Consider the following 24,488-nt stretch of genomic DNA (forward strand, 5'->3'; position numbering starts at 1 on the left):
GTAAAAGCCTGAGTGACTACCTGAGTGAAAGTTTCTGGAAACCAATGGGAATGAACGATAGTGCGCTCTGGCAACTGGATAGTAAAGAATCTGGTATGGAGAAAGCATACTGCTGTATCGCTACCAATGCGAGAAACTTTGGAAAATTTGGAAAATTATTACTGAATAACGGCCTGTGGAACGGCGATCAACTATTGGATGCTGCCTATATCGAACAGCTTTCAAAACCCAGATTCGAAGATTCACCATACTATGGCTACGGCTTCTGGCTAAGCGATCATAATGGAAAAGATATCTATTATATGCGGGGTATTTTAGGACAGTATGTGATCATAATTCCTGAAGATAGGCTCGTAATCGTTAGGCTGGGTGAAAAGCTCATTCGCAAAGATGATGATAAACATTATGAAGATTTCTATCGCTATATAGACGAGACCTACGAAATGATCGAGAATCGTAAACAGTGATATCCACGATTAGAACATAAAAAAAGCCGGAATAAATCCGGCTTTGAATTTATAATTGCATTTCAGGAATATCGCCTTCAACAATGAGTTTTCCTTCCGTAGCATTTTGAACGTCTTCTACACTTACACCCGGTGCCGTTTCAAGCAATTTAAAGCCATTATCGGTTACTTCTATCACCGCAAGGTTAGTTACGATCTTAGTAACACAGCCAACGCCTGTAAGCGGCAGAGAACATCTTTTCAGCAATTTGGACTCTCCGGCCTTGTTGGTATGCATCATGGCCACGATGATATTTTCTGCTGAAGCCACCAGGTCCATGGCGCCTCCCATTCCTTTTACCATTTTGCCCGGGATCTTCCAGTTGGCGATATCTCCGTTTTCAGCAACTTCCATAGCTCCAAGAATCGTAAGATCGACATGTTTCCCTCGTATCATCCCAAAACTTGTGGCAGAATCGAAAAAACTTGCTCCGGGTCTGGCAGTGATCGTTTGTTTCCCGGCATTTATAAGATCTGCATCCTCCTCTCCATCCAGGGGAAAACGACCCATTCCCAGAATTCCATTTTCACTCTGGAACTCTACCTGAATATCATCCCGAACAAAGTTTGCCACTAATGTAGGAATCCCTATTCCAAGATTTACATAATATCCGTCTTTTACTTCCTTAGCAATTCGTTGTGCTATTCCGTTTTTATCTAGTGCCATCGCTTAATCTTTTTGTCTAACCGTACGTTGTTCAATTCTCTTCTCGTAATCCTTTCCCTGGAAAATTCTTTGCACAAAAATTCCCGGTACGTGGATATGGTTTGGATCCAGTTCTCCAGGCTCGACAAGTTCTTCCACCTCAGCTACGGTGATCTTCGCTGCACCACACATGACCGGATTAAAGTTTCTGGCTGTTCCTTTAAAAATAAGGTTCCCAGCTCTATCCCCTTTCCAGGCTTTTACAAAAGCGAAATCTGCCTTGAAAGCTTCTTCAAGTACGTACATTTTTCCGTCAAACTCTCTTGTTTCCTTGCCTTCTGCAACTTCAGTTCCATAACCTGCTGGTGTATAGATCGCAGGAAAACCTTGTTGTGCTGCCTGGCATCTTGCTGCTAGCGTTCCCTGCGGAATCAATTCCACGTCAAGTTCACCGCTAAGCATTTGTTTCTCGAAAATGGCATTTTCACCTACATATGAGGAAATCATTTTATCGATCTGTTTCTTGTGAAGTAATTGCCCAAGTCCAAAATCATCTACACCTGCATTATTAGAAATACAGGTAAGATTTTTAATATTAAGGCGTACCAGTTCAGAAATGGCGTTCTCCGGAATTCCGCAGAGTCCAAAACCACCTAGCATAAAAGTCATTCCGTCTTTTACACCTTGTGTAGCCTTCTGTACGCTATCAACCGTTTTTATGATCATTTTTTCAGAATTTAATCCGAAAATACAAAATTTAAAAGGTCAATACAACGACTAAAGTTGGCTTAATTAAATAATTCAGAATTATAATACTGAATTACTGAAGATTATCTAAAAATCAAGCTCGTCTGGAACCGAATCGTCATTTGAACTATTCGAGTTATAGCTTGCACAATCTATCGCAATGCTCAAATTCTCCGGTCTTTCAAAAGCTTCTTTGGACACATTGAGATCTGGATTTGCAAACACATCTTTCATATACATCCCCCAGATTGGCAGTGCCATGGTAGCTCCCTGACCATACTGTATTCCTGGAAAATGCACTGCACGATCTTCAGCTCCTACCCATACTCCGGTTACAAGATCTGGCACCATTCCCATAAACCAACCATCACTTTGATTTTGCGTGGTCCCTGTTTTACCTGCGATCGGGTTTTTAAAATCGTACGGATAACCGGTCATCACATCCTTGTAAAACGCATTGGTGGTTCCCCAGGTATTACGAAGTCTGGTTCCTGAACCTCCCTGTGTTACGCCCTCCAATAGGTTTACAGTCACGTACGCTGCTTCTTTGCTAAGAACATCCCTGGTTTCAGGAACGTTTTGATAAAGTACAGTCCCATTCTTGTCTTCAATACGATTGACCATCACCGGTTTGATATAAACTCCCTGGTTCGCAAATGTGCTGTATGCAGAAACCATCTCAAAAAGACTGATATCTGCCGTTCCCAGTGCGATCGAAGGTACTGCGGGCACGTTTCTAGTATCGATACCAAGTTTTCCAAGTAGATCGATTACGGGTCCTGGACCTGTTTTATCGATCAATCGCGCGGTAATGGTATTTACAGAGTTTGCCAGCGCCTGTTTAAGCGAAAGCATTCCTGAATATTTATTATCACTGTTTCTAGGCGCCCAATCTTTCATGTTTCCATGTTTACCGGCCTCGATCGTAAATTTAGATCTTGGCAAGGTATCACAAGGTGAAAATTTTAGCTGGTCTATTGCAGTTGCGTACACAAAGGGTTTAAAGGTTGAACCTACCTGTCTTTTCCCCTGCTTAACGTGCTCGTATTTGAAATGCTTAAAGTCAATTCCTCCAACCCAGGCTTTCACTTCGCCGGTTTGAGGAACCATAGACATCATTCCTGCTTGCAAAAATGCTTTATAGTAAAGAATGGAATCTCGCGGAGTCATTACCGTATCAATGTTTCCTTTCCAGCTAAAAACTCTCATTTCTGCTTTCTCTTTAAAGGACTTCTTTATCTCAGCATCAGATTTTCCCTGTGCTTTCATTTGCTTCCAGCGGGCAGAAACTCTCATCGCATTCTGTATACTGGACTCTACCTCATCTTCCGTAATATCGCGGAAAGGGGCCGTTGGATTTTTCTCGTTCTGGCGATCAAATGATTTCTGAAGATTGGCGATATGACTGGTGACTGCATTCTCTGCGTATTCCTGCATTTTTGAATCAATGCTGGTGTAAATCTTGAGTCCGTCACGATATAAACTATACTCAGATCCATCTGGCTTCGGATTTTCTTCGATCCATTCTTTCATGAAGCCCTGAAGGTAAGCTCTAAAATAAGTTGCCATTCCCTCATCATGCCCTTCCGGAGTAAATTCAATTTTCATTGGTAACTTCTGAAGAGAATCGGTTTCCTGTTCAGAAATAAAACCATTACGATTCATTTGCTCAAAAACCTGGTTTCTTCTGGATTCCACCAGTTCAGGTCTTCGCATCGGGTTGTAAAGAGCAGAGTTTTTCAGCATTCCTACCAGAACTGCCGACTCTTCTATTTTCAATTCTGAAGGCTCCTTATCGAAATAGATCTTGGAAGCAGAACGAATTCCCACCGCCTGGTAGATAAAATCGTATTTATTGAAGTACATGGTAATGATCTCTTCCTTGGTGTACTGGCGTTCCAGTCTTGTTGAAATCACCCATTCCTTCACTTTCTGAAATACACGTTCCACATCGTTCTGTGCAACATCTTCAGTAAATAATTGTTTTGCTAACTGTTGCGTAATGGTACTCGCGCCACCTCTTGTTCCCAAATAGACTGCAGCTCTGGCGGTTCCTTTCGCATCGATTCCTGCATGCTGATAAAAACGTTCATCTTCAGTAGCAATCAGGGCCTGTACCAAATGATCTGGCAGATCTTCATACTTGATTGGGGTTCTGTTCTCGCTGTAATATTTCCCAAGGGTTTCTCCATCTGCGGAAAAGATCTCGGTAGCAAGGTTGTTTTCAGGGTTTTCGAGTTCACCGAAAGAAGGCATCTTTCCGAAGAATCCCCAACCTGCAAAAAGAAAAATTAGAATTCCAGCTAGAATCCCAATTCCGAATAATGTCCAGAAACCTACGATATACTTGCGATTGCTATGCGCTGGTTTCTTTGTTTTCTTGGTAGTAGCGGCCATTTATATGCTAAAAATTAATTGTCGTTCTTTTCAATTCTGAATCCTATATCGGTAATTCCTTCCAGTTCTTCGATACCGTCCACATCACCATTCTTGCGCATCGACTGTTGTATGCTCACTTTGTAATTGCCCGATTCTTCAAATTTCACGTCTTCCTTGTACCAGAGTTTGCTTTCCTTGATATCTCCAAAACCTTCCCCAAGCCATTTTCCATCTGGTCGAGCCATTTCATACTCGAGAGTATCGCTAATCACCTTTCCCTGCGGGAACCTGATTTCGGTGATTAAAAACAAATTACTGTAAGCGTACTGGTTATTGTTCCGCACATTAATAAACAGGTCATATACCTTTGTAGAGTCCAGTTCGTCCAGTTCAAAAGTGACCACTGAATCTTTATGCCAACGCTGTACCGCCTGGTATTCATCAAAAACCCGTTTTTCATCACAGCCAACTGTAAGCGCTGAAACAAAAATTAATAGGCAAAAAACTTTACGCATTCTTGGACTTTGTAGGGTTTGGTTTGCGTTTCTTTCTTTTCTTATTTCGTTTCTTACTTTGTTGCTGTTTTGGTTTATCAAAACGCGTAAGACTATCTTCACCGCCAGAATTATTAAATCCTTTTGTTTTTTCTTCGCTTAGGATCACTTCTGTTTCATATTCTTCCAGGCTAGTAGCCGCTTCACCTTTTTTGTTCAGGGCTACGATCTTATTGGCCTGTTCCGGACTCAACTGGTGCCAGTTCATCCATTCTCCTTCATAAGCATACCAGAGCGCACCTTTAAAAATGTCAATTTTTTGACATACGGCAGTTCCTTTCTTGGTCTTTAACTTAACGTCGGTTTTTGGAAAAGATTTTAATGCTTCCAGATAAGTATCCAATTCATAGTTCAGGCAGCATTTCAATTTCCCACATTGTCCTGCAAGTTTCTGAGGATTAAGGGATAATTGCTGATATCTCGCTGCTGAAGTGCTAACAGATCTAAAGTCTGTAAGCCAGGTCGAACAGCAAAGTTCTCGACCACAGGAACCAATTCCTCCAAGCCTGGCCGCTTCCTGTCGAAGTCCGATCTGTTTCATTTCAATACGGGTATTGAATTCCCGTGCGAACTCCTTAATTAATTGTCGAAAATCCACACGATCTTCCGCAGTGTAGTAAAAAGTAGCTTTAGAACCATCTCCCTGAAACTCGATATCGCTTATTTTCATGCTTAGATTAAGCCTGATCGCGATCTGTCTTGATCGTTGTTTGATCTTCTCCTCGCGTTCTCTTCCTTCCTGCCAGATATCGATATCTCTCTGAGAAGCTTTACGGTAGATCTTCAGAACTTCTTCGGAATCCTGCGCAACTTTTTTCTTCTTCATCTGTACGCGAACGAGCTCACCGGTAAGACTAACCTGTCCTACATCGTGACCTGGGCTGGCTTCCGTAGCAACTACATCGCCAATACTAAGACTTAGATTTTCAGTATTTCTATAGAAGTGTTTACGGCCGTTTTTAAAACGTACTTCTACGATATTAAAAGGTTCCACGCCTCCCGGAAGAGACATGTTGGAAAGCCAGTCGAAAACGCTTAGTTTATTACAACTGTCTGTTCCACAGGTTCCGTTGTTCTTACATCCTTTCGGCTGACCGTCTTTGCCGGTCGAGCAACTTGTGCAAGCCATATGTTATATATATTGAGGGCGTAGCTTTAGATAGCCTGTAAAACATCATCCTGTCTAAGCGCTTTGCTTTCTGGTGCAGGATCTCCTTCATCTTCACAGCCCAATACCGGGCATTCGGCATTCCCTAAAGTACCTCCTTGAGGTTCATAAAAATTTTCAACAGTAAATATACCAATATTAATTGGCTCCACCATTTAGAAGAAACTATTGCTTATAACGCAAAACTTCAGATCTTCCTTTTTTAAAGATCTTGTTGCTGGCTCCTTTTCCTTTTCTCAATGCTTTCTGTTCTTCATAAGGTAAGGCATGGATCTCTTTACAATCTGTAGAACAACAATTATCCATTTTTTCAGCACATTCCTCACACTGAATGAATAACAGATGACAAGCTTCGTTCGCACAATTTACATGCGTATCACAAGCTTTTCCGCATTGATGACACTGTGCGATCACATCTTCTGAAATTCGCTCGGCACGTCGATGATCAAAAACAAAGTTCTTTCCTATAAATTTATTTTCCAGTTGCTGATTTTCAACCTGACGGGTATATTCAATAATTCCGCCTTCAAGTTGATAAACATTCTGAAATCCTTTGTGTTTGTAATATGCACTAGCTTTTTCGCATCGAATCCCGCCAGTACAGTACATCACCAGGTTCTTATCTTCTTTATGATCTTTCAGATCCTCTTCGATAATATCAAGTGAATCCCGGAAGGTATCCACATCTGGTGTGATCGCGCCCTGAAAATGACCAATTTCGCTCTCATAGTGGTTTCTCATATCCACCAGAATTGTGTTTGGATCATTAATTAGTTCATTGAACCGGTTGGCATCCACGTGAATTCCCTTATTGGTTACATCAAAAGTATCATCATTAAGACCATCTGCTACGATCTTCTTACGCACTTTCACCTTCAGCTTCAGAAAGGACTTGATATCATGCTCTATGGCGATATTCAATCGAACATTTTCCAGGAAATAAATTTCATCCAGAAATTTCTTGAATTCATTGAATCGCCTGGCAGGAACTGAAAGCTGGGCATTAATACCTTCGTGCGCTACATAGATCCTCCCGAGAACATCCATCTGGTCCCAGGCGATAAAAAGATGATTTCTGAAAAGTTCGGGATTTCCGATTTTTGCGTAAGCATAGAAAGAGAGCGTAAGCCTGTCTTCACCGGCTTCTTCTAATAGTGCTTCCCTTTCCCTAGCGCTCAATTTATTGTACAGTTGCATGCTATACTAATATTTTAAGGGTTAAGAAAAATTTCGGCAAAGATACATCTTTAACTGAGGTGAGAAAATTTGAGAGTATTTCCAAAGCTTATCCAAATATTTGGAATAATTCCATAATTGTAACTACATTTTTATTGTATTGCAACAAAACTTATATTATTTTAGCACACCTTAATTGGATATATTTTAAAACATATACATGAGCAACGATAAAGAGAAAGAAGCGAAATTAAAAGCCTTAAAGCTTACCCTTGACAAAATGGATAAAACCTACGGAAAGGGTACCGTGATGAAAATGAGCGACCAGGTGGTCGTGGATGTAGACGCAATCTCTACAGGTTCACTTGGATTGGACCTTGCTTTGGGAGTTGGTGGATACCCAAGAGGAAGAGTAATCGAGATCTATGGTCCTGAATCTTCTGGTAAAACCACACTTACTTTACATGCGATTGCTGAAGCTCAGAAAAAAGGCGGTATTGCTGCTTTTATTGATGCAGAACATGCTTTTGATCGTTTTTATGCTGAAAAACTTGATGTTGATATTGATAACCTGATCATCTCTCAACCAGATAACGGTGAACAGGCGCTTGAAATAACAGATAATCTTATTCGCTCTGGTGCGATCGATATTATTGTGATTGACTCCGTTGCGGCACTTACACCAAAGAGCGAGATAGAAGGGGAAATGGGTGATTCTAAAATGGGACTTCATGCGAGATTAATGTCGCAGGCACTTAGAAAACTTACTTCTTCAATTAGCAAAACAAATTGTACGGTGATCTTTATCAACCAGCTAAGAGAGAAAATCGGGGTAATGTTCGGGAATCCGGAAACTACTACCGGTGGTAATGCATTAAAATTCTACGCTTCCGTTCGTTTGGATATTAGAAGATCTACCCAAATCAAGGATAGTGCAAATAACGTAATGGGTAATAAGACCAGGGTTAAAGTAGTGAAGAACAAAGTTGCTCCACCATTTAAAACTGCCGAATTCGATATCATGTACGGTGAGGGTGTTTCCAAGATCGGTGAGATCATTGATATTGGTGTGGATTACGAGATTGTTAAGAAAAGTGGATCATGGTTTAGCTATGAAGACACCAAACTTGGACAGGGTCGTGATGCAGTCAAAACCTTATTAAAGGATAATCCAGATCTTATGGAAGAACTGGAAGTAAAAATTAAAGAAGCGATCAAGGTCGCCAAAGAAGCTTAATTAAAAATCCCCTCCCGGGGATTTTTTTTGATACCTACGCAACCATTTCTCAATTTTTGCATCTATTATAAAAGCAATAAGAATATGAGAAAATTGGTTGTAATAGCCCTGACATTACTGCTAATAAGTTGTTCAGTAGACAATGATTCCCAAATCACCTCCTACGAATTAGCAAGTATTACCAGTCATGATCTGCCAGACGAATTTGTATTAGGTAAAACTTACGATGTAAGAGTAGATTTCGTCTTTCCATCAGATTGTAATAACTTTCAGGCGCTAGACGCTCGAAGAGCAGGCACAACTTCAGAAGAAAGAAGCCAGATCTACATTTCGGTTGTTACCGCTGTTGTCGAAAATAGTTCCTGTACCAGAGATGTTATTGGAGCAACTTCAAGCACAAAGTTTGTAGTGACCATCGATGAAGAAAGAGATTACACTTTTAGATTCTGGAAAGGACAGGAAGGAGATGAAGCGATCTATGAAGAAGTTACCGTCCCTGTTGTAATGGAGCAGTTATAAGCACTAACCTAAAATGAATACGTGGGTTCCAAAGACCTCATCTACCGTTGTAAACAACATGAAAGGAAAGCTCAGGAAGAGCTTTACAAACTCTATTCTCCCAAGTTGTTTGGGGTATGCCTGAAATATTCTGACAACTATCAACAGGCAGAGGATAATTTACAGGATGGGTTCGTGACCATTTTCGAAAAGATTGGTCAGTTTCAGGATAAGGGATCTTTTGAAGGATGGATGAAACGCATTCTAATTAATACATCACTTCAAAAACACAGGCAACAGAAAGTTTACGGCATTACCAACGAAGAGGATCTGCCGGAAGATGAAGTAGAAGTTGAAACAGATAATATTTCCGTAGACTTCCTCCTACAATGCGTACAGGAATTACCAGATAGATATAGACAGGTATTCAACCTTTATGTGCTGGATGGGTATTCTCATAAAGAAATTTCAGATTTATTAAGTATCACTGAGGGAACTTCAAAATCAAACCTGGCCAGAGCCAGAACTTCTCTGAAGGAGAAAATTGAATTGGTACAGAACTCAAAAGCGGTGAAATCATCATGAAAGAGAAAAAGAACATAGACAGGATCTTTCAGGAGAAGTTCAAGGACTTCGAGAAAGAACCTTCTCCTAGAAACTGGGAGCAAATATCGGCGCGACTTGATGCCGGAACACCACCAGTTGCTAAAAAGCCAGTCATTCCACTCTGGCTTAGATTTACTGCTGCGGCTGCAATTCTAGCCTTAGTTGCTACGGGAATCTGGAAAATGAATGTTTCTTCTACGGAAGTTTCAGAACCGGGATTTGTGAATGAGTCTGTAGAAAAGGGATCTAAAAGCCATGATAATGTGAATCAGGATTCTGCTTCAGAAGAAAGAATTGCAAACCAGGATGTGATCATTGAAAAGGAACAATCTGGAGCCGCGGCGAATAATAGTCAAGGAGATAAAAACAATTCTGAAGAAGCAGGCAGCTCTAATGCTGCTATTACTGATCGAATTAATAATACTGAAAATGAAAAAGATTTAAATGATTCGGGAAGAAATGGATCCCAGACCAATCAACAATCAAAAGAAGACTCCCGTTATGCTCATCAGGAAAAGAATGGTGATAAAAATTCAGAAGAAAACATTTTAAATAATCAGTATCGTACCTCAGCAACTACATCTGCCAGCAAAAAAGCTATAGCCTCGAAAGATGAAGCAGAGAAAAGAAATGCCATTCAAAGTATATTCGAAAACTACTGGAAGGACCGAAATCCTGAACTTTCAGATGAACTGTTAAGTACTGCTCTTTTAGAGGATACTTCTTTAAATCAGCTGAATGAGTTGTTAGCCGCAAAAGCTTCCGAAGAAAATAAAGAAAACAATGAGGATGACAACCTCAACCAGAAAAATCTTCGTCTGTCAACTTTTGCCGCACCGGTTTTCTATGCGAACCTTGGTGATGGTAATGAATTGTCCAACCAATTTTCGAACAATTCCACCAATGCCGAAGTAACTTTCTCATACGGTGTGAAACTAGCTTATGTTATCGCTAAAAATTTCAAGATTAGAACTGGTATTAGCAAGGTGAACATGAGTCAGAACATAGCCAATGTATCTTATAGCCCAACAGCGATGAATCCAGGCTTTGGAAATATAAATTCTACAGAAGATAATATTGAAATTAGGGTTGAATCTCCTAATGATAGTGGTCTACCTAGTTTTGGCGGCAATAGTGATGGTAGCAACGGGAGTATTATCTCTCCAACTGTGTTCACTCCCGGAGAAATCAATCAGCAATTTGGATTTATCGAAGTTCCTCTGGAAGTGGAATACGCTTTGGTCGATGAGCGTTTTGGACTAAATCTAATTGGGGGTGCAAGCGGACTTTTCCTTGATCAGAACAGTGTGGATCTTGTAACGGCTGAATCCAGGACCAAACTTGGAACAGCTTCCAATATCAATAAAACAAGTTTTAGTACGAATGTTGGGATTGGGGTGGATTACGAAATTAGCGATAAGATAAGCCTGAGCGTAGAACCAATGATGAAATACCAGGTCAACACTTTTAATAACGTTGATAATGTACGTCCAGTTAATTTCGGGCTTTACTCAGGGATTAGCTATACTTTCTAATGAACCGAAGGATCTACCAGCTCATCATGAATAATATTGAAAGTAGAGTTCTTAATCTCTTTTCTATCGGCCATTTCCAGGCCACGCGTAGGAATAAAATGATGGATCTTAACTCGTAACTTTCCGGGACTGCCCGAAAGGAATCTATATGAAAATCTTCTTTTCGAATCGTGAAATGTGATGGGTACAATTGGAATCTGATGTTCAATGGCCAGTCTAAAAGCTCCTTCTTTAAATTGATCCAGCACGACCGAATGATCATCTGGCACTCCGCCTTCAGGAAATATACATATTGAATTTCCTTGTTTTAATCTTCTTTGTGCTTCCAGAAATGCAGCTTTCCTGCTTTGCTGATTCTTGCGATCCACCAGTATACAGGTTCGTTTGTAGAAGAACCCGAAAACAGGGATTTTACTGAGTTCCTTTTTTCCAATAAAAACGAAGGGTTGCTTCATAATGACCAGCATCTGCATAATATCAAGCATACTGGTATGATTTGCCACCAGCATATAACTTTTATGCTTTTCAGGAATTTCTTCAGCTTTAACTTTAACCCAAAAACCCATTCCGTAGAGAATACATTTCGCCCATATACGGGAGCAAACGAAATACTGCGGATAAAACTTTTCAGAAGTGGTAAAAACGATCAAAACGGGAAGCATTATAACGATAGGTACGATCAGGAGAATATAGAACCAGATTCTCCATAGAAGGATGCCTGCCATTTTGATGTATCGCATGCCTCAAAAGTAGTAAAATGAAAGGAAGGAGTTCTATAAAAAATTTACCTTTGCAGGAAAATTCGAAAATTCGATGTCAAGAATACTTACAGGAGTACAGAGTACAGGAACCCCTCATTTGGGGAATTTACTAGGAGCAATTATACCTGCCATTAATATGGCGAACGATCCTAAGAATGATTCCTTTATTTTTATTGCAGATCTGCATTCCCTTACCCAGATCAAAGATGCTGAGACGCTACGTCAAAACACTTATTCTGTAGCGGCGACCTGGCTCGCTTGTGGACTTGATATTGAAAGAAGTGTATTTTATCGCCAGTCTGATATCCCTCAGGTTGCTGAACTTTCGTGGTATCTAAGTTGTTTCTTTCCATTCCAGAGGCTAACCCTTGCGCATTCTTTTAAGGATAAGGCAGATCGTCTTGAAGACGTAAATAGCGGATTGTTTACCTATCCTATGCTTATGGCGGCCGATATTCTTCTCTATGATGCTGAAATTGTTCCGGTTGGGAAAGATCAATTACAGCATATCGAGATGACCCGGGATGTTGCTTCCCGTTTCCACGCAAAAATGGGGGATGTATTTGTAATTCCTGAAGGTAATGTGCAGGAAGAAACCATGTACATACCAGGAACTGATGGTGCGAAAATGAGCAAATCGAAAGAAAATACCATCAATATTTTCCAGACTGATAAGAAGCTAAGAAAGCAGATCATGGGAATTGCTACCGACAGTACTCCGCTGGAAGAGCCAAAAGATCCTGATACCTGTAATGTGTTTGCGCTTTATAAGATCATGGCTTCTGAAGGGCAATTAGCTGAAATGAGGAAGAACTACGAAGCAGGTGGCTATGGTTACGGTCATGCCAAACAGGCATTGTTCGAACTTGTTCGGGATAAATTCGCTGAACCACGTGAGAAATACGAATACTATATCAATAATCTGGAAGAAGTAGACAAAGCTCTATCGATTGGAGCAGAAAAAGCTAAAAGTGTAGCGAATGAAGTTCTGGCTAAAGTTAGAACCAAATTAGGTTACTAAGCCTACGCGATTTCAAATAATTTACCGGGAAGTGGTCTCACCGCTCCCTTCAATTCCATACTCAATAATAACGAAGCCGTTTTAAAGGTGGGTATTTTACATTGAAGTGCCAGCAAGTCCAATTCAGTTTTTCCCTGAAGTTGTAACTGGTCATACAAGAGCTGCTCTTCTACTCCAAGATCAATAAATAATTTCTTCTGAACTGGTTTGAGATCATGTTCATTAGTGCGCCAGTTGAGCATATATGCGATATCTGCTGCGGAAGTTAGCACTCTTGCATTCTGGCTTTTAATTAATTCATTACAGCCAATACTTGACTTGTCCCCCGGTCTACCCGGAACAGCAAAAACCTCTCTGTCATAGGAATTGGCAATATCGGCCGTGACTAATGCTCCTCCTTTTTCTGCACTTTCGATGACTACAGTAGCTTCACTCAAACCGGCAATGATCCGGTTTCTTTTCAGGAAGTTGTTGCGATCAAAAGTATCGGTACTCCAGAAGTCGGTAAAAAACCCTCCATTCTCCTCCATTTCGGTCATATACTTTTTATGAGCTTTTGGATATATCTGGTTTAGACCGTGCGCAAGGCAGGCTACAGTTTGTAATTTATTCCGGATGGCTGCTTTATGAGCCGTAATATCGGTTCCGTATGCAAATCCTGAGATAATGACCGGCTCTAAAGGTGCGAGATCCTCTATAAGCTTTTCGCAAAAGGAGATTCCATGTGAACTGACCTGGCGAGTCCCAACGATACTAAGGATTCTCTTCCTGCTAAGTTCTATAGCACCCCGGCTAAATAACAGTAATGGTGAATCCTGGCAATGTTTGAGTTTTTCAGGATAGCTTTCTTCCTTGAAATAGCTTACACTAATCTTATTCTTCTGAATAAAACCAAGTTCCTTTTCAGCTTCCTTCAGATGAATTGGATTCTCTATTTCACTGATCCTGGTCTTCCCGATACCATCAATTTTAAGTAGACTTGACTTTTTTTCTTTGAAAACATTTTCCGCAGAACCAAAATGTCTTATTAGTTTTTTAGCTGTGCTATCTCCCAGATTTGGAACATGTTGCAGCGCCAGGGTGTACAAAAGTTGATCAGGTTCCATTTAGGATAATTTGACGAAATTTACAGAAAAAAACATTTGTTAATAAAAATTGTTTAGGTAACTTTAACTAACTGTCTTTAATCTATATTTTTGCACTCGATGAATATTTCCAATTACATACAGGACCTGCTATACCGTTACGAATGTGTAGTTCTTCCCGGTTTTGGTGCCTTTCTGGCCCAGAAGCAATCAGCTTTTATCGATGAAAGTTCCAATGAGTTCTTTCCTCCAAAAAAGGTGATCTCATTTAACAGGCAGCTTATCAAAAATGATGGGCTTCTTGCGAATTATATTGCTGAGGTTGAGAATGTGAAATATCAGACTGCAAATAACATGATCCAGGAGTATGTATACGACCTGGAATCTTCGTTACAAAATGCTTCCAAAGCCAGGCTTGAGAATATTGGCGAGCTTTATCTGGATAATGGAGATAAACTGCAATTTGAACCTGTTACGAATGTAAACTTTCTCACACAGTCCTTTGGTCTGGACACGTACAAAGCCTTGCCGGTTAATAGAGAGGTTTACAAAAAGCAGGTATCAGAACTTGAGGAAAAAGCTCCAATTACTTTCACTCCTGAAAGCAAAAGATCATCTATCTGGAAATATGCCGCAATTGGTCTTATCGCTCTTGGAATTTCAAGTTTTGCCGGGCTTAATATCTACAGCAGCCAGGTCACAAAGCATAATATTGCTGAACAGCAGGAAGCAGAAAATCAGCTTCAGGAACAAATACAACAGGCCACCTTTGTCATTGATAACCCGCTACCAGCGGTTACCTTCGAAGTTGAAAAACAATCCGGCAACTATCATGTAGTTGCAGGTGCATTTAGAGTTGAAGAAAACGCACAAACCAAAGTTGATGAACTTAAAGCTGAAGGTTTCAAAGCCCGATTACTAGGAGCTAACAAATATGGACTTCACCAGGTGGTTTATTCCAGTCATCAAACCAGAAGAGAGGCGATCAACAAACTTTATGCGGTTAAGAAAACAAATGATGCAGCCTGGTTATTGGTTCAGGAACTGTAATTTAATAGTTCGTTAACTGCAAAATTACCGCTAACCTCCCTATTTTTGCAAAAAATTCTTACATGGAGGCTAAATCACCTAATGAATCTCGTACTACACTTACAGATCTTGTTTTACCCAGTGAAACGAATCCGCTGAACAATCTTTTTGGTGGTGAACTACTGGCAAGAATGGATCGTGCAGCCAGTATCGCCGCAAGACGTCATAGTCGTAGGATCGTAGTAACTGCTTCAGTCAATCACGTAGCTTTTAACAAAGCGATCCCTTTAGGGAGTGTTGTAACTGTTGAAGCAGCCGTTTCAAGAGCTTTTAAGAGCTCTATGGAGATCTTTATAGATGTTTGGGTGGAAGACCGTGAAAGTGGTCGTAGAACAAAAGCAAATGAAGCAATTTATACGTTTGTGGCAGTAGACGAAACCGGAACTCCAATTCAAATCCCACAGCTGGAGCCGGAAACCGACCTTGAAAAAGAAAGATTTGCCGCTGCTTTGCGTAGAAAGCAACTTAGTCTTGTACTTGCGGGTAAAATGAAACCTAGTGATGCTACTGAACTTAAAGCTCTTTTCGACAAAGATTAGTGCGTGATAAACCTCACCCCTGCTCTTATACTTAGTAAGTTCGCATTACCAAAGTAGTCGTCCAGCTGTTCGCTGACTTCAATATTCATAAAATCTCTTCTAAATTCACTTCCCAGGAATATTCCGAAGAAATTATTGATACGATAACTGATTTTTGGCCCGCCCCAAATACTGGTAGCCGAATCTCTAAAGTTTGTACCAAATTTTGAATCATGGTAATAGCCGGTCGAACCAATCCCGGCAATTAGGTCCAGGTATAGACGCTCGGTAAATTCATAAACATATGCACCATGAACACCGAATGTAAAGATATTTGTCTTCTTGATGTCGCCAAGATTTTCCGGCCTGGTTATCTGTGTATTTATATTTAAAAATCGAGTTCCTATGTACCAGTTCTTATGTAGATAAAAGCTCGCAGTAATGCCCGTGCCGATTTTGAGATCATAAGCATCCTTTAAAAAGTTATCTCCTATTGCAGTAAATAAGCTTAGTTCCGGATCCAGCTGTATACGATTAAAATGATGCGGAGAAAATTTAGTGCGGTCCTGCTCCTGTGCTTTCACTGAAACAGTAGAACAAATAATTAGCACTATCATGAGCCTAAAGATCGATTTCATAGCTTGCATCAATTTCGTTCACCTCAAATTCATAAGTATATTCTTCCAGGCCACTTTGTAATTTTAAATAAACAGTAGAATTATTAGTGGTAGTAACTCTTAAGGTATCAACCTGATTTTCAGAATTCAGAAAGGATTCCCGGGTTGTATATTTCGAAGCCAGGTCTAAATCATCGTAAGAGCTTAGTTCATTCCAGTCTTCAATACCAATTCGCACTGAAGGTGCTTCAGATCTCAACGTATAATAAACATCTGAATTATGCCGAATTATTATGCTCGTTCCTATGATTTCTTTCAGAACAAATTCACCAAGATCCAGCAAAGTTTCCTTCCTGCTGAATGACGAATCACATACTGTAAAACTCTGCAGTCTGCGCTCATTGGACGTATTTTTAATATCCAGACATAGAATGCCAGGATCAACATCCAGAGAGACCATGGAAACGTCACCATTTTCATCGCTTAGAGCTTCAGAAAGTGTGCCCTGTCCCCGGCTTAAAAAACCTTTGATATCTGTTTTTGTACTTACCCGGATTCCTTGTATAGCAGCCCCTTCAGGAGTCACAAATTTTCCCTGTACCAGAATGCGTTTGTTATTTTCGATGGAAACAGGTGTACATGCCTGCAGCAGTAGTAGCATAGCCACTATCAACGCACACGTATAGCCAGATTTTATTGAATTCATAGGTTAGATTCTATTCAATAGATGCTTTCAAACCCATAAGGTTGCGTTCAAATTACATTCTATAAATCCATCCTGCAGGATCCATTTTCTGATCATTCTTATACAATAGGAAATGCAGAGTAGTTTTACCAGTAGTTTTGCTTGTTGCGATCTCTCCTATTTCCTGTTCTGTGCTAACCGCGTCTCCCTTTTTCACGAACACATTCTCAAGGTTGTTATAGATTGTAATAAAATCACCGTGTCTTACCATCACCGCTTTGTTCGCACCTTTGACCGCCTGCACTTCGCTTACAGTTCCATTAAATACCGCACGTGCCTTTCCACCTTTATCAGTATCTATTCGTACGCCGTTATTATTTACCATTACCGAGCTTACTACGGGATGCGGCTGTTTTCCAAACTTCATTGTCACTACACCAGATTTCACCGGCCATGGCAATTTCCCTTTGTTGTTATTAAAGTCAGTCGCCAGTGCTTTCGCTTCTGGAGTAAGTTCATATGTACTTCTCGAGCTGGAACCGCTCTCTTTATTCGCCTTGGCAATAGATTCGCGAATCATTCGATCGATCGCTCTGTCGATTTCGTCGATCTCGCTCTGTTTGCTTTTTAACTGACTCGCAAATTCACCTTCCCGTTTTTTGATCGTGGAAACAAGTTCTTGCTGAGATTTTCTATTTTGTTCTAACTGAGCCCTGGTTTTTCTATTTTCAGCAATTAGTTTCTGTTTTTCTTCTTTCTGCTGAACCAGTCTGGAATTCAACTGCTGCAATTCTATCGTATTGGCCTTGATCTCTTCCCCTTGCTGTTTACGATAATTGGTATACTGCTTCATATACTGAATTCGTTTATAAGCCTGCAGGAAATTCTGAGAAGACAGCAAGAACATCACTCTGCTTTGCTGAGACTTGCTCTTATAGCTTTTCTCGATCATTCGGGCATAATCTTCCTTAAGCTGTTCCAGCTCTTTTCTAAGCGCTCCAATTTTATTCGTATTGGTCGTAATTTCCCTAGTGAGCAAATTTGCCTGCTGGTTGGTGAGTTTTATAAGATCTTCGGTACTTTTTATTTGCTGTCCAAGATCTTCCACCTGCACAAGCACCGAGCGTTGTTTCTTCTGGTTGGAAATTCTAAGCTCATTGATCCTGGTGATCTCATTTCTAAGCTGAATACGCCTTTTTTCCAGTTCTTCACGATCTGTTTGAGCATAACTAACCTGCATACCACCTAGGCAAAGCAGTAGAATAATCAATACATTTGAAGCCTTCATTCTAATCATTTCAAGCTTATTTCTTCGTAACCGGATGGGATGTCGAAAGGAAAACTAACTTCCTCATTGAAACTGATGCTTCTGTAAGTAATTTCAATATTGGTGCTGCTTCCTCCTTCATTGGCGATAATACGAATCTCTTCAGGAAAAACAATACCATCTACCACCTGGTAATCTGAATAGGTGACCGTAAGACTTCTGTTTTCTGAAACCTGTGCCAGTTGCTGCGCTGCTGCTTTCAAAGTACGACTATCCAGCAGGAACATTTTTTTCATATCAGCAGCTTCTTCATCCTGAACGAATTGAAACCCTCTTGGAGATTGTGTAAAATCATACTCTTCAGTACGAAGGTCATAGATCGCCTGTCCAATCAATAAATTCTGAAGTTTTTGGAAATCCAGTGGAGTTCCAAGAAAATCACTAACTAACCTGAAGTCTCCATCAAAATAACTCTGAGTGACCTTTTCATAATAGCTCACACTAGTGGGAGTGATGTAGACTTTGGCCACAGGAAAACCGAGAATACTCGCGCTCATCCAGATCGCCTTGTCCTTTTCCATTCTAAAACTAAGGTTTACAGATTGCGTTTTTTCATCATCCTGGTATACTGCTCTTAATTTCCCGGAAGCGGTCTTATAATCGGCTTCTTCAGCATAATGCTTTTTAATAATAGAAACAGCTTCTGTGTTCTTTGTAACGATCTTTCCGGCACGACGGGAACTTCCGCAGGAAGCTATAAATACCGCCATAAATACCAGTGCTACTATTCTTCTAATCATCAATTTATTTCTTTAAGTAATTGCTCCGCTTTAGCGCGGTATTCATTCGCCAATCCTGCATTATTCATACCATTATAGCTAAAGGAAAGCTGGGCATAGAAATCGGCTTCCATTCTAATATCATCGACCAGGTAATCCAAACCATCTTTCAAACTGCTTTCTGCCTGCTCGAATTTTTCAAGCTTATTAAGTGCAACCCCCTCAAACAGGTATAAAACAGGTTGCGAAGGGAAGTTTTCCAACGCCTGTGCACTCAATTCTCTAACGTCTTCATATTTCTGAAGATCGATTTGCAACAATAGTGTATTCCTGGTAAGTTCGAAATTGGAAGAATTCTTCTCTATTCCCAATTCAAAATACCGAAGTGCATTTTCCCGATCAGCTTTTTGGAGATAAAATTGTCCTAGTTTTTCATACAAACCCGGTGCATTCTCGGTTTGGGTAAGTTTTTGAGCAACTTCTACCAGCTGGTCTTCATATTCAGGATTCTCCTGTACAAATATCAGGAAGTCATTGAGCACTTTAAACTTAGACTCTGCATCAATTTCTTCACTTTCAAATACTATTTCCATGGAAGCAATAGCAGCTTCAGGCTCCTGTTTTTCTAGCTGAAATTTATATAGTGCGAGATGAGCCAGAGAAGAACCGGGATTGCTTTCCAGAAGTTCATTGGCAACATTATAGGCTTCTTCATCCTCACCCTGCTCGCTATACATGTAAATAAGATTGAGGTAGTTTCTTTCCTGCTCAGGGTTAGCAGCGATACTCTGCCTTAAATTCTGAATTTGAGCATCGGTATTATTGGTTCTCGCATAGATCTGCCGGCGTAACGAGTTTCGATAGGAATTTGCTCCAAGGTTTTGATCTAATTGATCGATAAGTTGTAATGCATTTTCATAATCTTCATTGAGCAAATACAAATTAGCCAGGTCCTCTTGATAATCAGAATCAAAACTAATAAGCTTTTGCACTGTGGAAATTGCACTTTCAAAATCACGAGTAGCGGCATAAGTTTCAAAAAGCGAGACAAGAATAGCTTCCCTTTTGGGTTCTAATGCTGTAGCCTTCTGAAAATTTTCGATAGCTGCCGGAAATTGCTGAAGTTCCCGATAATTCTTGCCAAGTTCAAAATAAAGCACCGCGTTGTCTTCAGAAATTTCTGAAGCTTTACGCAGTGCTACAATTGCTTTCTCGTAATTCTCAATGCCTTTTTGCTTGAGAGCTTCAAAGAAAAGTTCCTGAAACTCATCATTCACAAGACCGAGATCATCCTGGTTCACATCTTCAAATGGACGTTTATCATCCTGTGCCTGCACAGAAAGTATAAACCATAACATAAGAAGTAGGCACCCAGATGTACGCATAAAAGTTATTCTAAAACTGAGTAATCACCGATGCTAATCTGGGTAAAGTCACCGTCGAATCTGGCAAAATTCCCAATCATGGCATTATCAAGTTTTGCATTTTTCACTTCAGCAAAGGTCTGGATAAGACTGTTCTTTACCGTACTGTTTGTAATTTTAGTTCCATCACCAATGGATACATTAGGTCCAATTTTAGCATTGATCAATTCCACATTTTCACCAATATAACAAGGTTCGGTAATTTCAGAATCTTTAATCTTTACAGAGTCTGCCATTAATTTCTCTCCATCCTGATGAAGGAAATTCAGCATTCTACCATTTGTTTCCACGGTGACATTTTTGTTTCCACAGTCCATCCATTCATCTACTTTTCCTGGAACAAAACGAAGTCCGTTTTTACGCATTGCTTCAATCCCATCGTTGATCTGATACTCTCCACCGCGGGTTAGCTTTGCATCCAGAACATTCTGAAGTTCATCTTTCAAAACTGCCACATCCTTGAAATAGTATATTCCAATAACCGCAAGATCTGAAACAAATTCTTCAGGCTTTTCAACAAGATCTGTGATCTCGTTATTGTTATTCAACTTCACCACACCGTAAGCTGATGGATTCTCAACTTTCTTTACCCACATAACCGCATCTGCAGATTTGTCAAGGTTAAAGTCGGCTTTAAAGAGTGTATCGGCATAAGCAACTACTGCAGGACCACTAAGAGATTCTTTAGCACACATGATCGCGTGACCGGTTCCCAATGGTTTATCCTGGTAATAGATCGTTCCTTTGGCGCCAAGACTTTCGGCGATCTTTTTAAGATCTTCTTCCACTTTTTCTCCAAAATCCTCTCCTATGATGAATGCAACCTCGTCGATCTTTTCATCAAGAACCTTCGCAATATCTTCTACCAGTCGATGAACGATAGGTTTTCCTGCGATAGGAATTAAAGGTTTTGGTACAGTCAAAGTATGTGGACGAAGTCGTGAACCACGACCTGCCATTGGTACAATAATTTTCATTTTATAGCTTTTTAATTAATCTTTAAATATGGGCTAGTTATTTCCAGTGCTTCCAAAACCTCCTGCGCCCCGGGAAGTTTCTCCAAGAATGTCTACTTCCTCCCAGGAGATCTGTTCGTGTTTAGCGATGACCATTTGAGCAATACGCTCTCCATTCTGGATCTCAAATGCTTCATTGGACAAATTTACAAGGATGACACCAATTTCACCTCTATAATCGGCATCGATTGTTCCTGGTGCATTGAGTACCGTAATCCCTTTCTTGGCCGCAAGACCGCTTCTTGGTCTCACCTGGGCTTCAAAACCCAAAGGAAGTTCAATAAAAAGTCCTGTTTTTACAATGGTTCTTTCTAAAGGTTTCAGCATAATTGGATCATCAATATTAGCTCGAAGATCCATTCCTGCAGAAAAATCGGTTTCATAATGCGGCAACTTGTGTGCCGACTTATTGATCACTTTTACTTCCATGTCTTAGGATTGTATGATTCTTAAAATCTGGTCTTTTTCAAAATAGTAAATGACACCCATAAATATCAATAATAACGGGATTCCCACGAAATAATTTCCCCGGAAAAAGTAAAATGAGATTATTGAGAAGGTAATGGATACCAGAAGGTAAGCTCCTATTCGAGTCATATCGTAAGGAACCTTATAATATTTTCTTCCGTAGTAATAAGAGAGTATCATCATCAAGCCATAAGCGGCAAGTGTTGCGATGGCAGAACCGGTATAACCTATCTTCGGAATAAGGTATAGGTTTAGAGCTATGGTCACGGCAGCTCCAGCCAGAGAAATATAGCCTCCAAATTTTGTGCGGTCTGTTACCTTATACCAAACTGAAAGATTGTGGTAGATACCAAGAAAAAGGTTCGCCAGTAAAATTAATGGCACGATTTCCATTGCTTCCCAGTAAGCGGAATCTTTAATGATCAATATCTTTAAAAGATCGGCAAAAACGATCACGCCCAGCAGGATCAAACTTCCCAGAATGACAAAATAGTTAGTGATACGAGCATACGTTGTAGTAGCATTTTCTTCGCTGGAATGGCTGAAAAAGAAAGGTTCTATTCCCAATCTAAATGCGGTTGCAAATAAGGTCATGAACATGGCGAGCTTATAACAGGCCGAGTATGCTCCAATTTGTTCACGTGCTATATCCTGAGGTAATAGCCGGTCAAGCAGAATTCTATCAAAAACTTCATTTACTGAAAAGGCAATTCCCGCAATCAGGATAGGGAATCCATAAGACAGCATCTTACGCCAGAGTACCGAATCAAAAGTGAAAGAGATTCTGAAGTAAAAAGGCAGCATAAGCAAAAGCGTAAGTCCGCTTGCTATAAGGTTGGATATAAATACATAACTGATCTTAAAATCCTCTACATAGATACTTCGGAAAAAGCTATATTCCTCTGCCAGATCTTTCAGGTAAACCAGGAAAAAAACATTCAGACCAAGGTTTACTGCAACATTGAAGATCTTGATAATCGCGTATCTCATTGGTTTTTCCACAGCACGCAGCCAGGCAAACGGAATTATTACCAGGGCGGCCAGAAGCAGGAACAGGAGATGCGGGCTGGCAAGGGTATTTACGGCGGCGAACTCCGTCATCCTTCGAGAATGGTATGCCGGGGCTTCTTTGGTCAATCGGCAAATGACCTTCGCCCCCGGACTGCCACCACTTAAGGTTTAAAGGAAGGGAACAGCATTAATGAGCAAGACGGGCGTGATGATCTGCGGCCATGGCAGCCGCGATGAAGAGGCTGTGGCGGAATTCCAGTCTCTGGCGCGGGGCATGCGCGAAAGGCTGCCGCAATATGATGTTGAATCGGGCTTTCTGGAATTTGCCCGGCCCACCATCCAGGAAGGGCTGAAAAAGCTGATGGAGCGCGGGGTGACGGAAATTCTCGCGGCACCCGCCATACTTTTCGCCGCCGGCCATGTGAAAAACGATATCCCCTGGGAACTCAACAGCTTCGCTGCCTCCCATCCAGTTCTCTCTCTCTCTTGCGGGCGCGACCTCTCCATCGAGCCCAAACTGCTGATGGCGGCGCGCGACCGTATCCAGGCCGCCATGGAAACCGCGGGGGGCGGTGTGGCGGCGGCTGACACCCTGCTCATGGTGGTGGGGCGCGGCACCAACGACCCCGACGCCAATTCCAATGTGTCCAAGGTCACCCGCATGCTGTGGGAGGGGATGGACCTGGGCTGGGCCGAGACCTGCTACAGCGGCGTCGCTCATCCCCGCGTGGACAAAGGGCTGGAACGGGTGGCGGCCATGTCATTCCGGCGCATCATCGTCTTTCCCTATTTTCTTTTCACCGGGGTGCTGGTGAAGCGCATTTATGCCCAGATGGCCGAAGTGGCGTCCAAGTATCCAGGCACGGAATTCGTCGCCGCCTCTTATCTAAACGACCACCCCAGGGTGCTTGATACCCTAGCCGAGCGGGTGACGGGAATCGCCGAGGGCGACAACGCCATGAACTGCTTGCTGTGCAAATACCGTGAACAGGTGGTGGGTTTCGAGGACGCCCAGGGCCAGCCCCAGGCCGGGCACCACCACCATGTGCGCGGCATCGGTACCGGCCACGATCATGACCACACCCACGACCATGGTCCGGCCAAGGAGCCCGCCTAGATGAACTTCGATTACCTGCGCCACCCCGAGGATATTACTCGCCGTTCCTTCGAGATCATCGGCGAGGAGGTGGATTTCTCAGGCATTCCCGAAAGCTTGCGGCCCGTGGCCATGCGATTGGTGCATGCCTGCGCTCTGCCGGACATCATACCCGACCTGATCTGGTGCGGCGACGTGACGGCGGCGGGGATTGGCGCCCTTGAATCCGGCGCGTCTATTCTCTGCGACGCAAGCATGGTGGCCCAGGGCATCGACAGCCTGCGCCTGACCGCAGGCAATGAGGTGATCTGCACCCTGCGGGAGGACGGCGTGGGAGAACGGGCCAAGGCGGGAGGGATCACCCGTTCGGCGGCGGCGCTGGACCACTGGCTGGACCACCTGGACGGAGCCATCGCGGTTATCGGCAATGCGCCCACGGCTCTCTTCCGGCTGCTGGAGCTGATCGTGGAAGGCGCGCCGCCACCGGCCCTTATCCTCGGCTTTCCCGTGGGCTATGTGGGTGCGGCTGAATCCAAGGAGGCGTTGATTTCCGAGGCTCCGTCGCACGGGCTGGCCTGTCTTACCCTGCGCGGCCGTTT

General features: G+C 41.8%; 27 protein-coding genes. 10 read left to right on the forward strand and 17 right to left on the reverse strand.

The window, feature by feature from the left end; all coding sequences use genetic code 11:
- Positions 1-467, forward strand: a 467-nt coding sequence (locus QZ620_RS06970; RefSeq protein WP_295180283.1) for a serine hydrolase, incomplete at its 5' end; no start/stop codon positions are given.
- Positions 468-516: 49 nt separating this feature from the next.
- On the opposite strand, the gene QZ620_RS06975 is transcribed toward QZ620_RS06970, so the two are convergent.
- From QZ620_RS06975 to QZ620_RS07005, 7 genes are all read right to left on the reverse strand, one after another.
- Complete coding sequence (locus QZ620_RS06975) at positions 517-1,173, reverse strand: CoA transferase subunit B (RefSeq protein ID WP_295180284.1); 657 nt, start codon at positions 1,171-1,173, stop codon at positions 517-519.
- Positions 1,174-1,176: 3 nt separating this feature from the next.
- Positions 1,177-1,878, reverse strand: a complete 702-nt coding sequence (locus tag QZ620_RS06980) for a CoA transferase subunit A (RefSeq protein WP_295180285.1) — start codon at positions 1,876-1,878, stop codon at positions 1,177-1,179.
- Positions 1,879-1,986: 108 nt separating this feature from the next.
- Positions 1,987-4,296 carry a transglycosylase domain-containing protein gene (locus QZ620_RS06985; RefSeq protein ID WP_295180286.1) on the reverse strand — a complete coding sequence of 770 codons (2,310 nt, stop codon included), beginning with the start codon at positions 4,294-4,296 and terminating at the stop codon, positions 1,987-1,989.
- A gap of 14 nt (positions 4,297-4,310) precedes the next feature.
- Complete coding sequence (locus tag QZ620_RS06990) at positions 4,311-4,793, reverse strand: gliding motility lipoprotein GldH (protein WP_295180287.1); 483 nt, start codon at positions 4,791-4,793, stop codon at positions 4,311-4,313.
- Entirely contained in the window at positions 4,786-5,961 is a 1,176-nt protein-coding gene (gene ricT, locus QZ620_RS06995; RefSeq protein WP_295180288.1) for a regulatory iron-sulfur-containing complex subunit RicT, read from the reverse strand. Before ricT ends, QZ620_RS06990 begins: the two co-directional genes overlap by 8 nt.
- A 26-nt stretch (positions 5,962-5,987) precedes the next feature.
- Entirely contained in the window at positions 5,988-6,155 is a 168-nt protein-coding gene (locus QZ620_RS07000; RefSeq protein WP_295180289.1) for a hypothetical protein, read from the reverse strand.
- A gap of 10 nt (positions 6,156-6,165) precedes the next feature.
- Entirely contained in the window at positions 6,166-7,197 is a 1,032-nt protein-coding gene (locus QZ620_RS07005) for a rhodanese-related sulfurtransferase (RefSeq protein WP_295180290.1), read from the reverse strand.
- A gap of 199 nt (positions 7,198-7,396) precedes the next feature.
- Here QZ620_RS07005 and recA point away from each other — a divergent pair, with 199 nt between their 5' ends.
- The 4 genes from recA (at position 7,397) to QZ620_RS07025 (ending at position 11,052) form a co-directional block, all read left to right on the forward strand.
- Positions 7,397-8,413, forward strand: a complete 1,017-nt coding sequence (recA, locus tag QZ620_RS07010; protein ID WP_295180291.1) for a recombinase RecA — start codon at positions 7,397-7,399, stop codon at positions 8,411-8,413.
- Between the two features lie 84 nt (positions 8,414-8,497).
- Positions 8,498-8,932 carry a hypothetical protein gene (locus QZ620_RS07015; protein WP_295180292.1) on the forward strand — a complete coding sequence of 145 codons (435 nt, stop codon included), beginning with the start codon at positions 8,498-8,500 and terminating at the stop codon, positions 8,930-8,932.
- A gap of 21 nt (positions 8,933-8,953) precedes the next feature.
- On the forward strand, positions 8,954-9,496 hold the full coding sequence (locus tag QZ620_RS07020; protein ID WP_295180293.1) for a sigma-70 family RNA polymerase sigma factor: 543 nt from the start codon (positions 8,954-8,956) through the stop codon (positions 9,494-9,496).
- A complete protein-coding gene (locus QZ620_RS07025; protein ID WP_295180294.1) occupies positions 9,493-11,052 on the forward strand; it encodes a hypothetical protein in 1,560 nt (519 codons plus the stop codon). The genes QZ620_RS07020 and QZ620_RS07025 overlap by 4 nt, the downstream gene beginning before the upstream one ends.
- Here QZ620_RS07025 and QZ620_RS07030 read toward each other — a convergent pair.
- Positions 11,049-11,792: a 1-acyl-sn-glycerol-3-phosphate acyltransferase gene (locus tag QZ620_RS07030; RefSeq protein WP_295180295.1), complete on the reverse strand. Its 744-nt coding sequence runs from the start codon at positions 11,790-11,792 to the stop codon at positions 11,049-11,051. The two genes, QZ620_RS07025 and QZ620_RS07030, sit on opposite strands and share 4 nt — an antisense overlap.
- Before the next feature lie 73 nt (positions 11,793-11,865).
- On the opposite strand from QZ620_RS07030, the gene trpS reads away from it, so the two are divergent.
- Positions 11,866-12,834 (forward strand): tryptophan--tRNA ligase, encoded by a 969-nt coding sequence (trpS, locus tag QZ620_RS07035; RefSeq protein WP_295180296.1) that lies wholly within the window; start codon positions 11,866-11,868, stop codon positions 12,832-12,834.
- A 2-nt stretch (positions 12,835-12,836) separates the two neighbouring features.
- Here the strand turns inward: trpS and dprA are convergent, their stop codons facing one another.
- Positions 12,837-13,940: a DNA-processing protein DprA gene (dprA, locus tag QZ620_RS07040; protein WP_295180297.1), complete on the reverse strand. Its 1,104-nt coding sequence runs from the start codon at positions 13,938-13,940 to the stop codon at positions 12,837-12,839.
- Positions 13,941-14,039: 99 nt separating this feature from the next.
- Between dprA and QZ620_RS07045 the strand changes: the two genes are divergently transcribed.
- Positions 14,040-14,969 (forward strand): SPOR domain-containing protein, encoded by a 930-nt coding sequence (locus QZ620_RS07045; protein WP_295180298.1) that lies wholly within the window; start codon positions 14,040-14,042, stop codon positions 14,967-14,969.
- Between the two features lie 62 nt (positions 14,970-15,031).
- Positions 15,032-15,547, forward strand: a complete 516-nt coding sequence (locus tag QZ620_RS07050; RefSeq protein ID WP_141876468.1) for an acyl-CoA thioesterase — start codon at positions 15,032-15,034, stop codon at positions 15,545-15,547.
- Here the strand turns inward: QZ620_RS07050 and QZ620_RS07055 are convergent.
- The 8 genes from QZ620_RS07055 to QZ620_RS07090 are packed head-to-tail and all read right to left on the reverse strand — an operon-like array spanning position 15,544 to position 22,883.
- Complete coding sequence (locus QZ620_RS07055) at positions 15,544-16,164, reverse strand: hypothetical protein (RefSeq protein WP_295180299.1); 621 nt, start codon at positions 16,162-16,164, stop codon at positions 15,544-15,546. The two genes, QZ620_RS07050 and QZ620_RS07055, sit on opposite strands and share 4 nt — an antisense overlap.
- A complete protein-coding gene (locus tag QZ620_RS07060; protein WP_295180300.1) occupies positions 16,148-16,849 on the reverse strand; it encodes a hypothetical protein in 702 nt (233 codons plus the stop codon). Before QZ620_RS07060 ends, QZ620_RS07055 begins: the two co-directional genes overlap by 17 nt.
- A 52-nt stretch (positions 16,850-16,901) precedes the next feature.
- Complete coding sequence (locus QZ620_RS07065) at positions 16,902-18,116, reverse strand: peptidoglycan DD-metalloendopeptidase family protein (protein WP_295180301.1); 1,215 nt, start codon at positions 18,114-18,116, stop codon at positions 16,902-16,904.
- A gap of 5 nt (positions 18,117-18,121) precedes the next feature.
- A complete protein-coding gene (locus tag QZ620_RS07070; protein ID WP_295180302.1) occupies positions 18,122-18,895 on the reverse strand; it encodes a DUF4292 domain-containing protein in 774 nt (257 codons plus the stop codon).
- Positions 18,895-20,259, reverse strand: a complete 1,365-nt coding sequence (locus QZ620_RS07075) for a tetratricopeptide repeat protein (RefSeq protein ID WP_295180303.1) — start codon at positions 20,257-20,259, stop codon at positions 18,895-18,897. Before QZ620_RS07075 ends, QZ620_RS07070 begins: the two co-directional genes overlap by 1 nt.
- Positions 20,260-20,264: 5 nt before the next feature.
- Positions 20,265-21,275 carry a sugar phosphate nucleotidyltransferase gene (locus QZ620_RS07080; protein ID WP_295180304.1) on the reverse strand — a complete coding sequence of 337 codons (1,011 nt, stop codon included), beginning with the start codon at positions 21,273-21,275 and terminating at the stop codon, positions 20,265-20,267.
- A gap of 33 nt (positions 21,276-21,308) precedes the next feature.
- Positions 21,309-21,743: a dUTP diphosphatase gene (gene dut / locus QZ620_RS07085; protein ID WP_295180305.1), complete on the reverse strand. Its 435-nt coding sequence runs from the start codon at positions 21,741-21,743 to the stop codon at positions 21,309-21,311.
- Positions 21,744-21,746: 3 nt separating this feature from the next.
- The gene (locus QZ620_RS07090) at positions 21,747-22,883 is read right to left on the reverse strand and encodes a polysaccharide biosynthesis C-terminal domain-containing protein (RefSeq protein ID WP_295180306.1); all 1,137 of its coding nucleotides are present in this window, start codon (positions 22,881-22,883) and stop codon (positions 21,747-21,749) included.
- Positions 22,884-22,983: 100 nt separating this feature from the next.
- Between QZ620_RS07090 and QZ620_RS07095 the strand changes: the two genes are divergently transcribed.
- The gene (locus QZ620_RS07095) at positions 22,984-23,910 is read left to right on the forward strand and encodes a sirohydrochlorin chelatase (RefSeq protein ID WP_295180307.1); all 927 of its coding nucleotides are present in this window, start codon (positions 22,984-22,986) and stop codon (positions 23,908-23,910) included.
- Positions 23,911-24,488: precorrin-8X methylmutase (locus tag QZ620_RS07100; RefSeq protein ID WP_295180308.1), on the forward strand; the 578-nt coding region annotated here is incomplete at its 3' end. It abuts the gene before it with no gap.

Source organism: uncultured Christiangramia sp. (assembly GCF_913046405.1).
Classification (GTDB): domain Bacteria; phylum Bacteroidota; class Bacteroidia; order Flavobacteriales; family Flavobacteriaceae; genus Christiangramia; species Christiangramia marina.

Excerpts from the sequence above, each read along its gene's own strand:
- QZ620_RS06975 (WP_295180284.1), bottom strand. The coding sequence starts at position 1,173 with ATGGCACTAGATAAAAACGGAATAGCACAACGAATTGCTAAGGAAGTA.
- QZ620_RS06980 (WP_295180285.1), bottom strand. The coding sequence starts at position 1,878 with ATGATCATAAAAACGGTTGATAGCGTACAGAAGGCTACACAAGGTGTA.
- QZ620_RS06985 (WP_295180286.1), bottom strand. The coding sequence starts at position 4,296 with ATGGCCGCTACTACCAAGAAAACAAAGAAACCAGCGCATAGCAATCGC.
- QZ620_RS06990 (WP_295180287.1), bottom strand. The coding sequence starts at position 4,793 with ATGCGTAAAGTTTTTTGCCTATTAATTTTTGTTTCAGCGCTTACAGTT.
- ricT (WP_295180288.1), bottom strand. The coding sequence starts at position 5,961 with ATGGCTTGCACAAGTTGCTCGACCGGCAAAGACGGTCAGCCGAAAGGA.
- QZ620_RS07000 (WP_295180289.1), bottom strand. The coding sequence starts at position 6,155 with ATGGTGGAGCCAATTAATATTGGTATATTTACTGTTGAAAATTTTTAT.
- QZ620_RS07005 (WP_295180290.1), bottom strand. The coding sequence starts at position 7,197 with ATGCAACTGTACAATAAATTGAGCGCTAGGGAAAGGGAAGCACTATTA.
- recA (WP_295180291.1), top strand. The coding sequence starts at position 7,397 with ATGAGCAACGATAAAGAGAAAGAAGCGAAATTAAAAGCCTTAAAGCTT.
- QZ620_RS07015 (WP_295180292.1), top strand. The coding sequence starts at position 8,498 with ATGAGAAAATTGGTTGTAATAGCCCTGACATTACTGCTAATAAGTTGT.
- QZ620_RS07025 (WP_295180294.1), top strand. The coding sequence starts at position 9,493 with ATGAAAGAGAAAAAGAACATAGACAGGATCTTTCAGGAGAAGTTCAAG.
- QZ620_RS07030 (WP_295180295.1), bottom strand. The coding sequence starts at position 11,792 with ATGCGATACATCAAAATGGCAGGCATCCTTCTATGGAGAATCTGGTTC.
- trpS (WP_295180296.1), top strand. The coding sequence starts at position 11,866 with ATGTCAAGAATACTTACAGGAGTACAGAGTACAGGAACCCCTCATTTG.
- dprA (WP_295180297.1), bottom strand. The coding sequence starts at position 13,940 with ATGGAACCTGATCAACTTTTGTACACCCTGGCGCTGCAACATGTTCCA.
- QZ620_RS07045 (WP_295180298.1), top strand. The coding sequence starts at position 14,040 with ATGAATATTTCCAATTACATACAGGACCTGCTATACCGTTACGAATGT.
- QZ620_RS07050 (WP_141876468.1), top strand. The coding sequence starts at position 15,032 with ATGGAGGCTAAATCACCTAATGAATCTCGTACTACACTTACAGATCTT.
- QZ620_RS07055 (WP_295180299.1), bottom strand. The coding sequence starts at position 16,164 with ATGAAATCGATCTTTAGGCTCATGATAGTGCTAATTATTTGTTCTACT.
- QZ620_RS07060 (WP_295180300.1), bottom strand. The coding sequence starts at position 16,849 with ATGAATTCAATAAAATCTGGCTATACGTGTGCGTTGATAGTGGCTATG.
- QZ620_RS07065 (WP_295180301.1), bottom strand. The coding sequence starts at position 18,116 with ATGAAGGCTTCAAATGTATTGATTATTCTACTGCTTTGCCTAGGTGGT.
- QZ620_RS07070 (WP_295180302.1), bottom strand. The coding sequence starts at position 18,895 with ATGATTAGAAGAATAGTAGCACTGGTATTTATGGCGGTATTTATAGCT.
- QZ620_RS07075 (WP_295180303.1), bottom strand. The coding sequence starts at position 20,259 with ATGCGTACATCTGGGTGCCTACTTCTTATGTTATGGTTTATACTTTCT.
- QZ620_RS07080 (WP_295180304.1), bottom strand. The coding sequence starts at position 21,275 with ATGAAAATTATTGTACCAATGGCAGGTCGTGGTTCACGACTTCGTCCA.
- dut (WP_295180305.1), bottom strand. The coding sequence starts at position 21,743 with ATGGAAGTAAAAGTGATCAATAAGTCGGCACACAAGTTGCCGCATTAT.
- QZ620_RS07090 (WP_295180306.1), bottom strand. The coding sequence starts at position 22,883 with ATGACGGAGTTCGCCGCCGTAAATACCCTTGCCAGCCCGCATCTCCTG.
- QZ620_RS07095 (WP_295180307.1), top strand. The coding sequence starts at position 22,984 with ATGAGCAAGACGGGCGTGATGATCTGCGGCCATGGCAGCCGCGATGAA.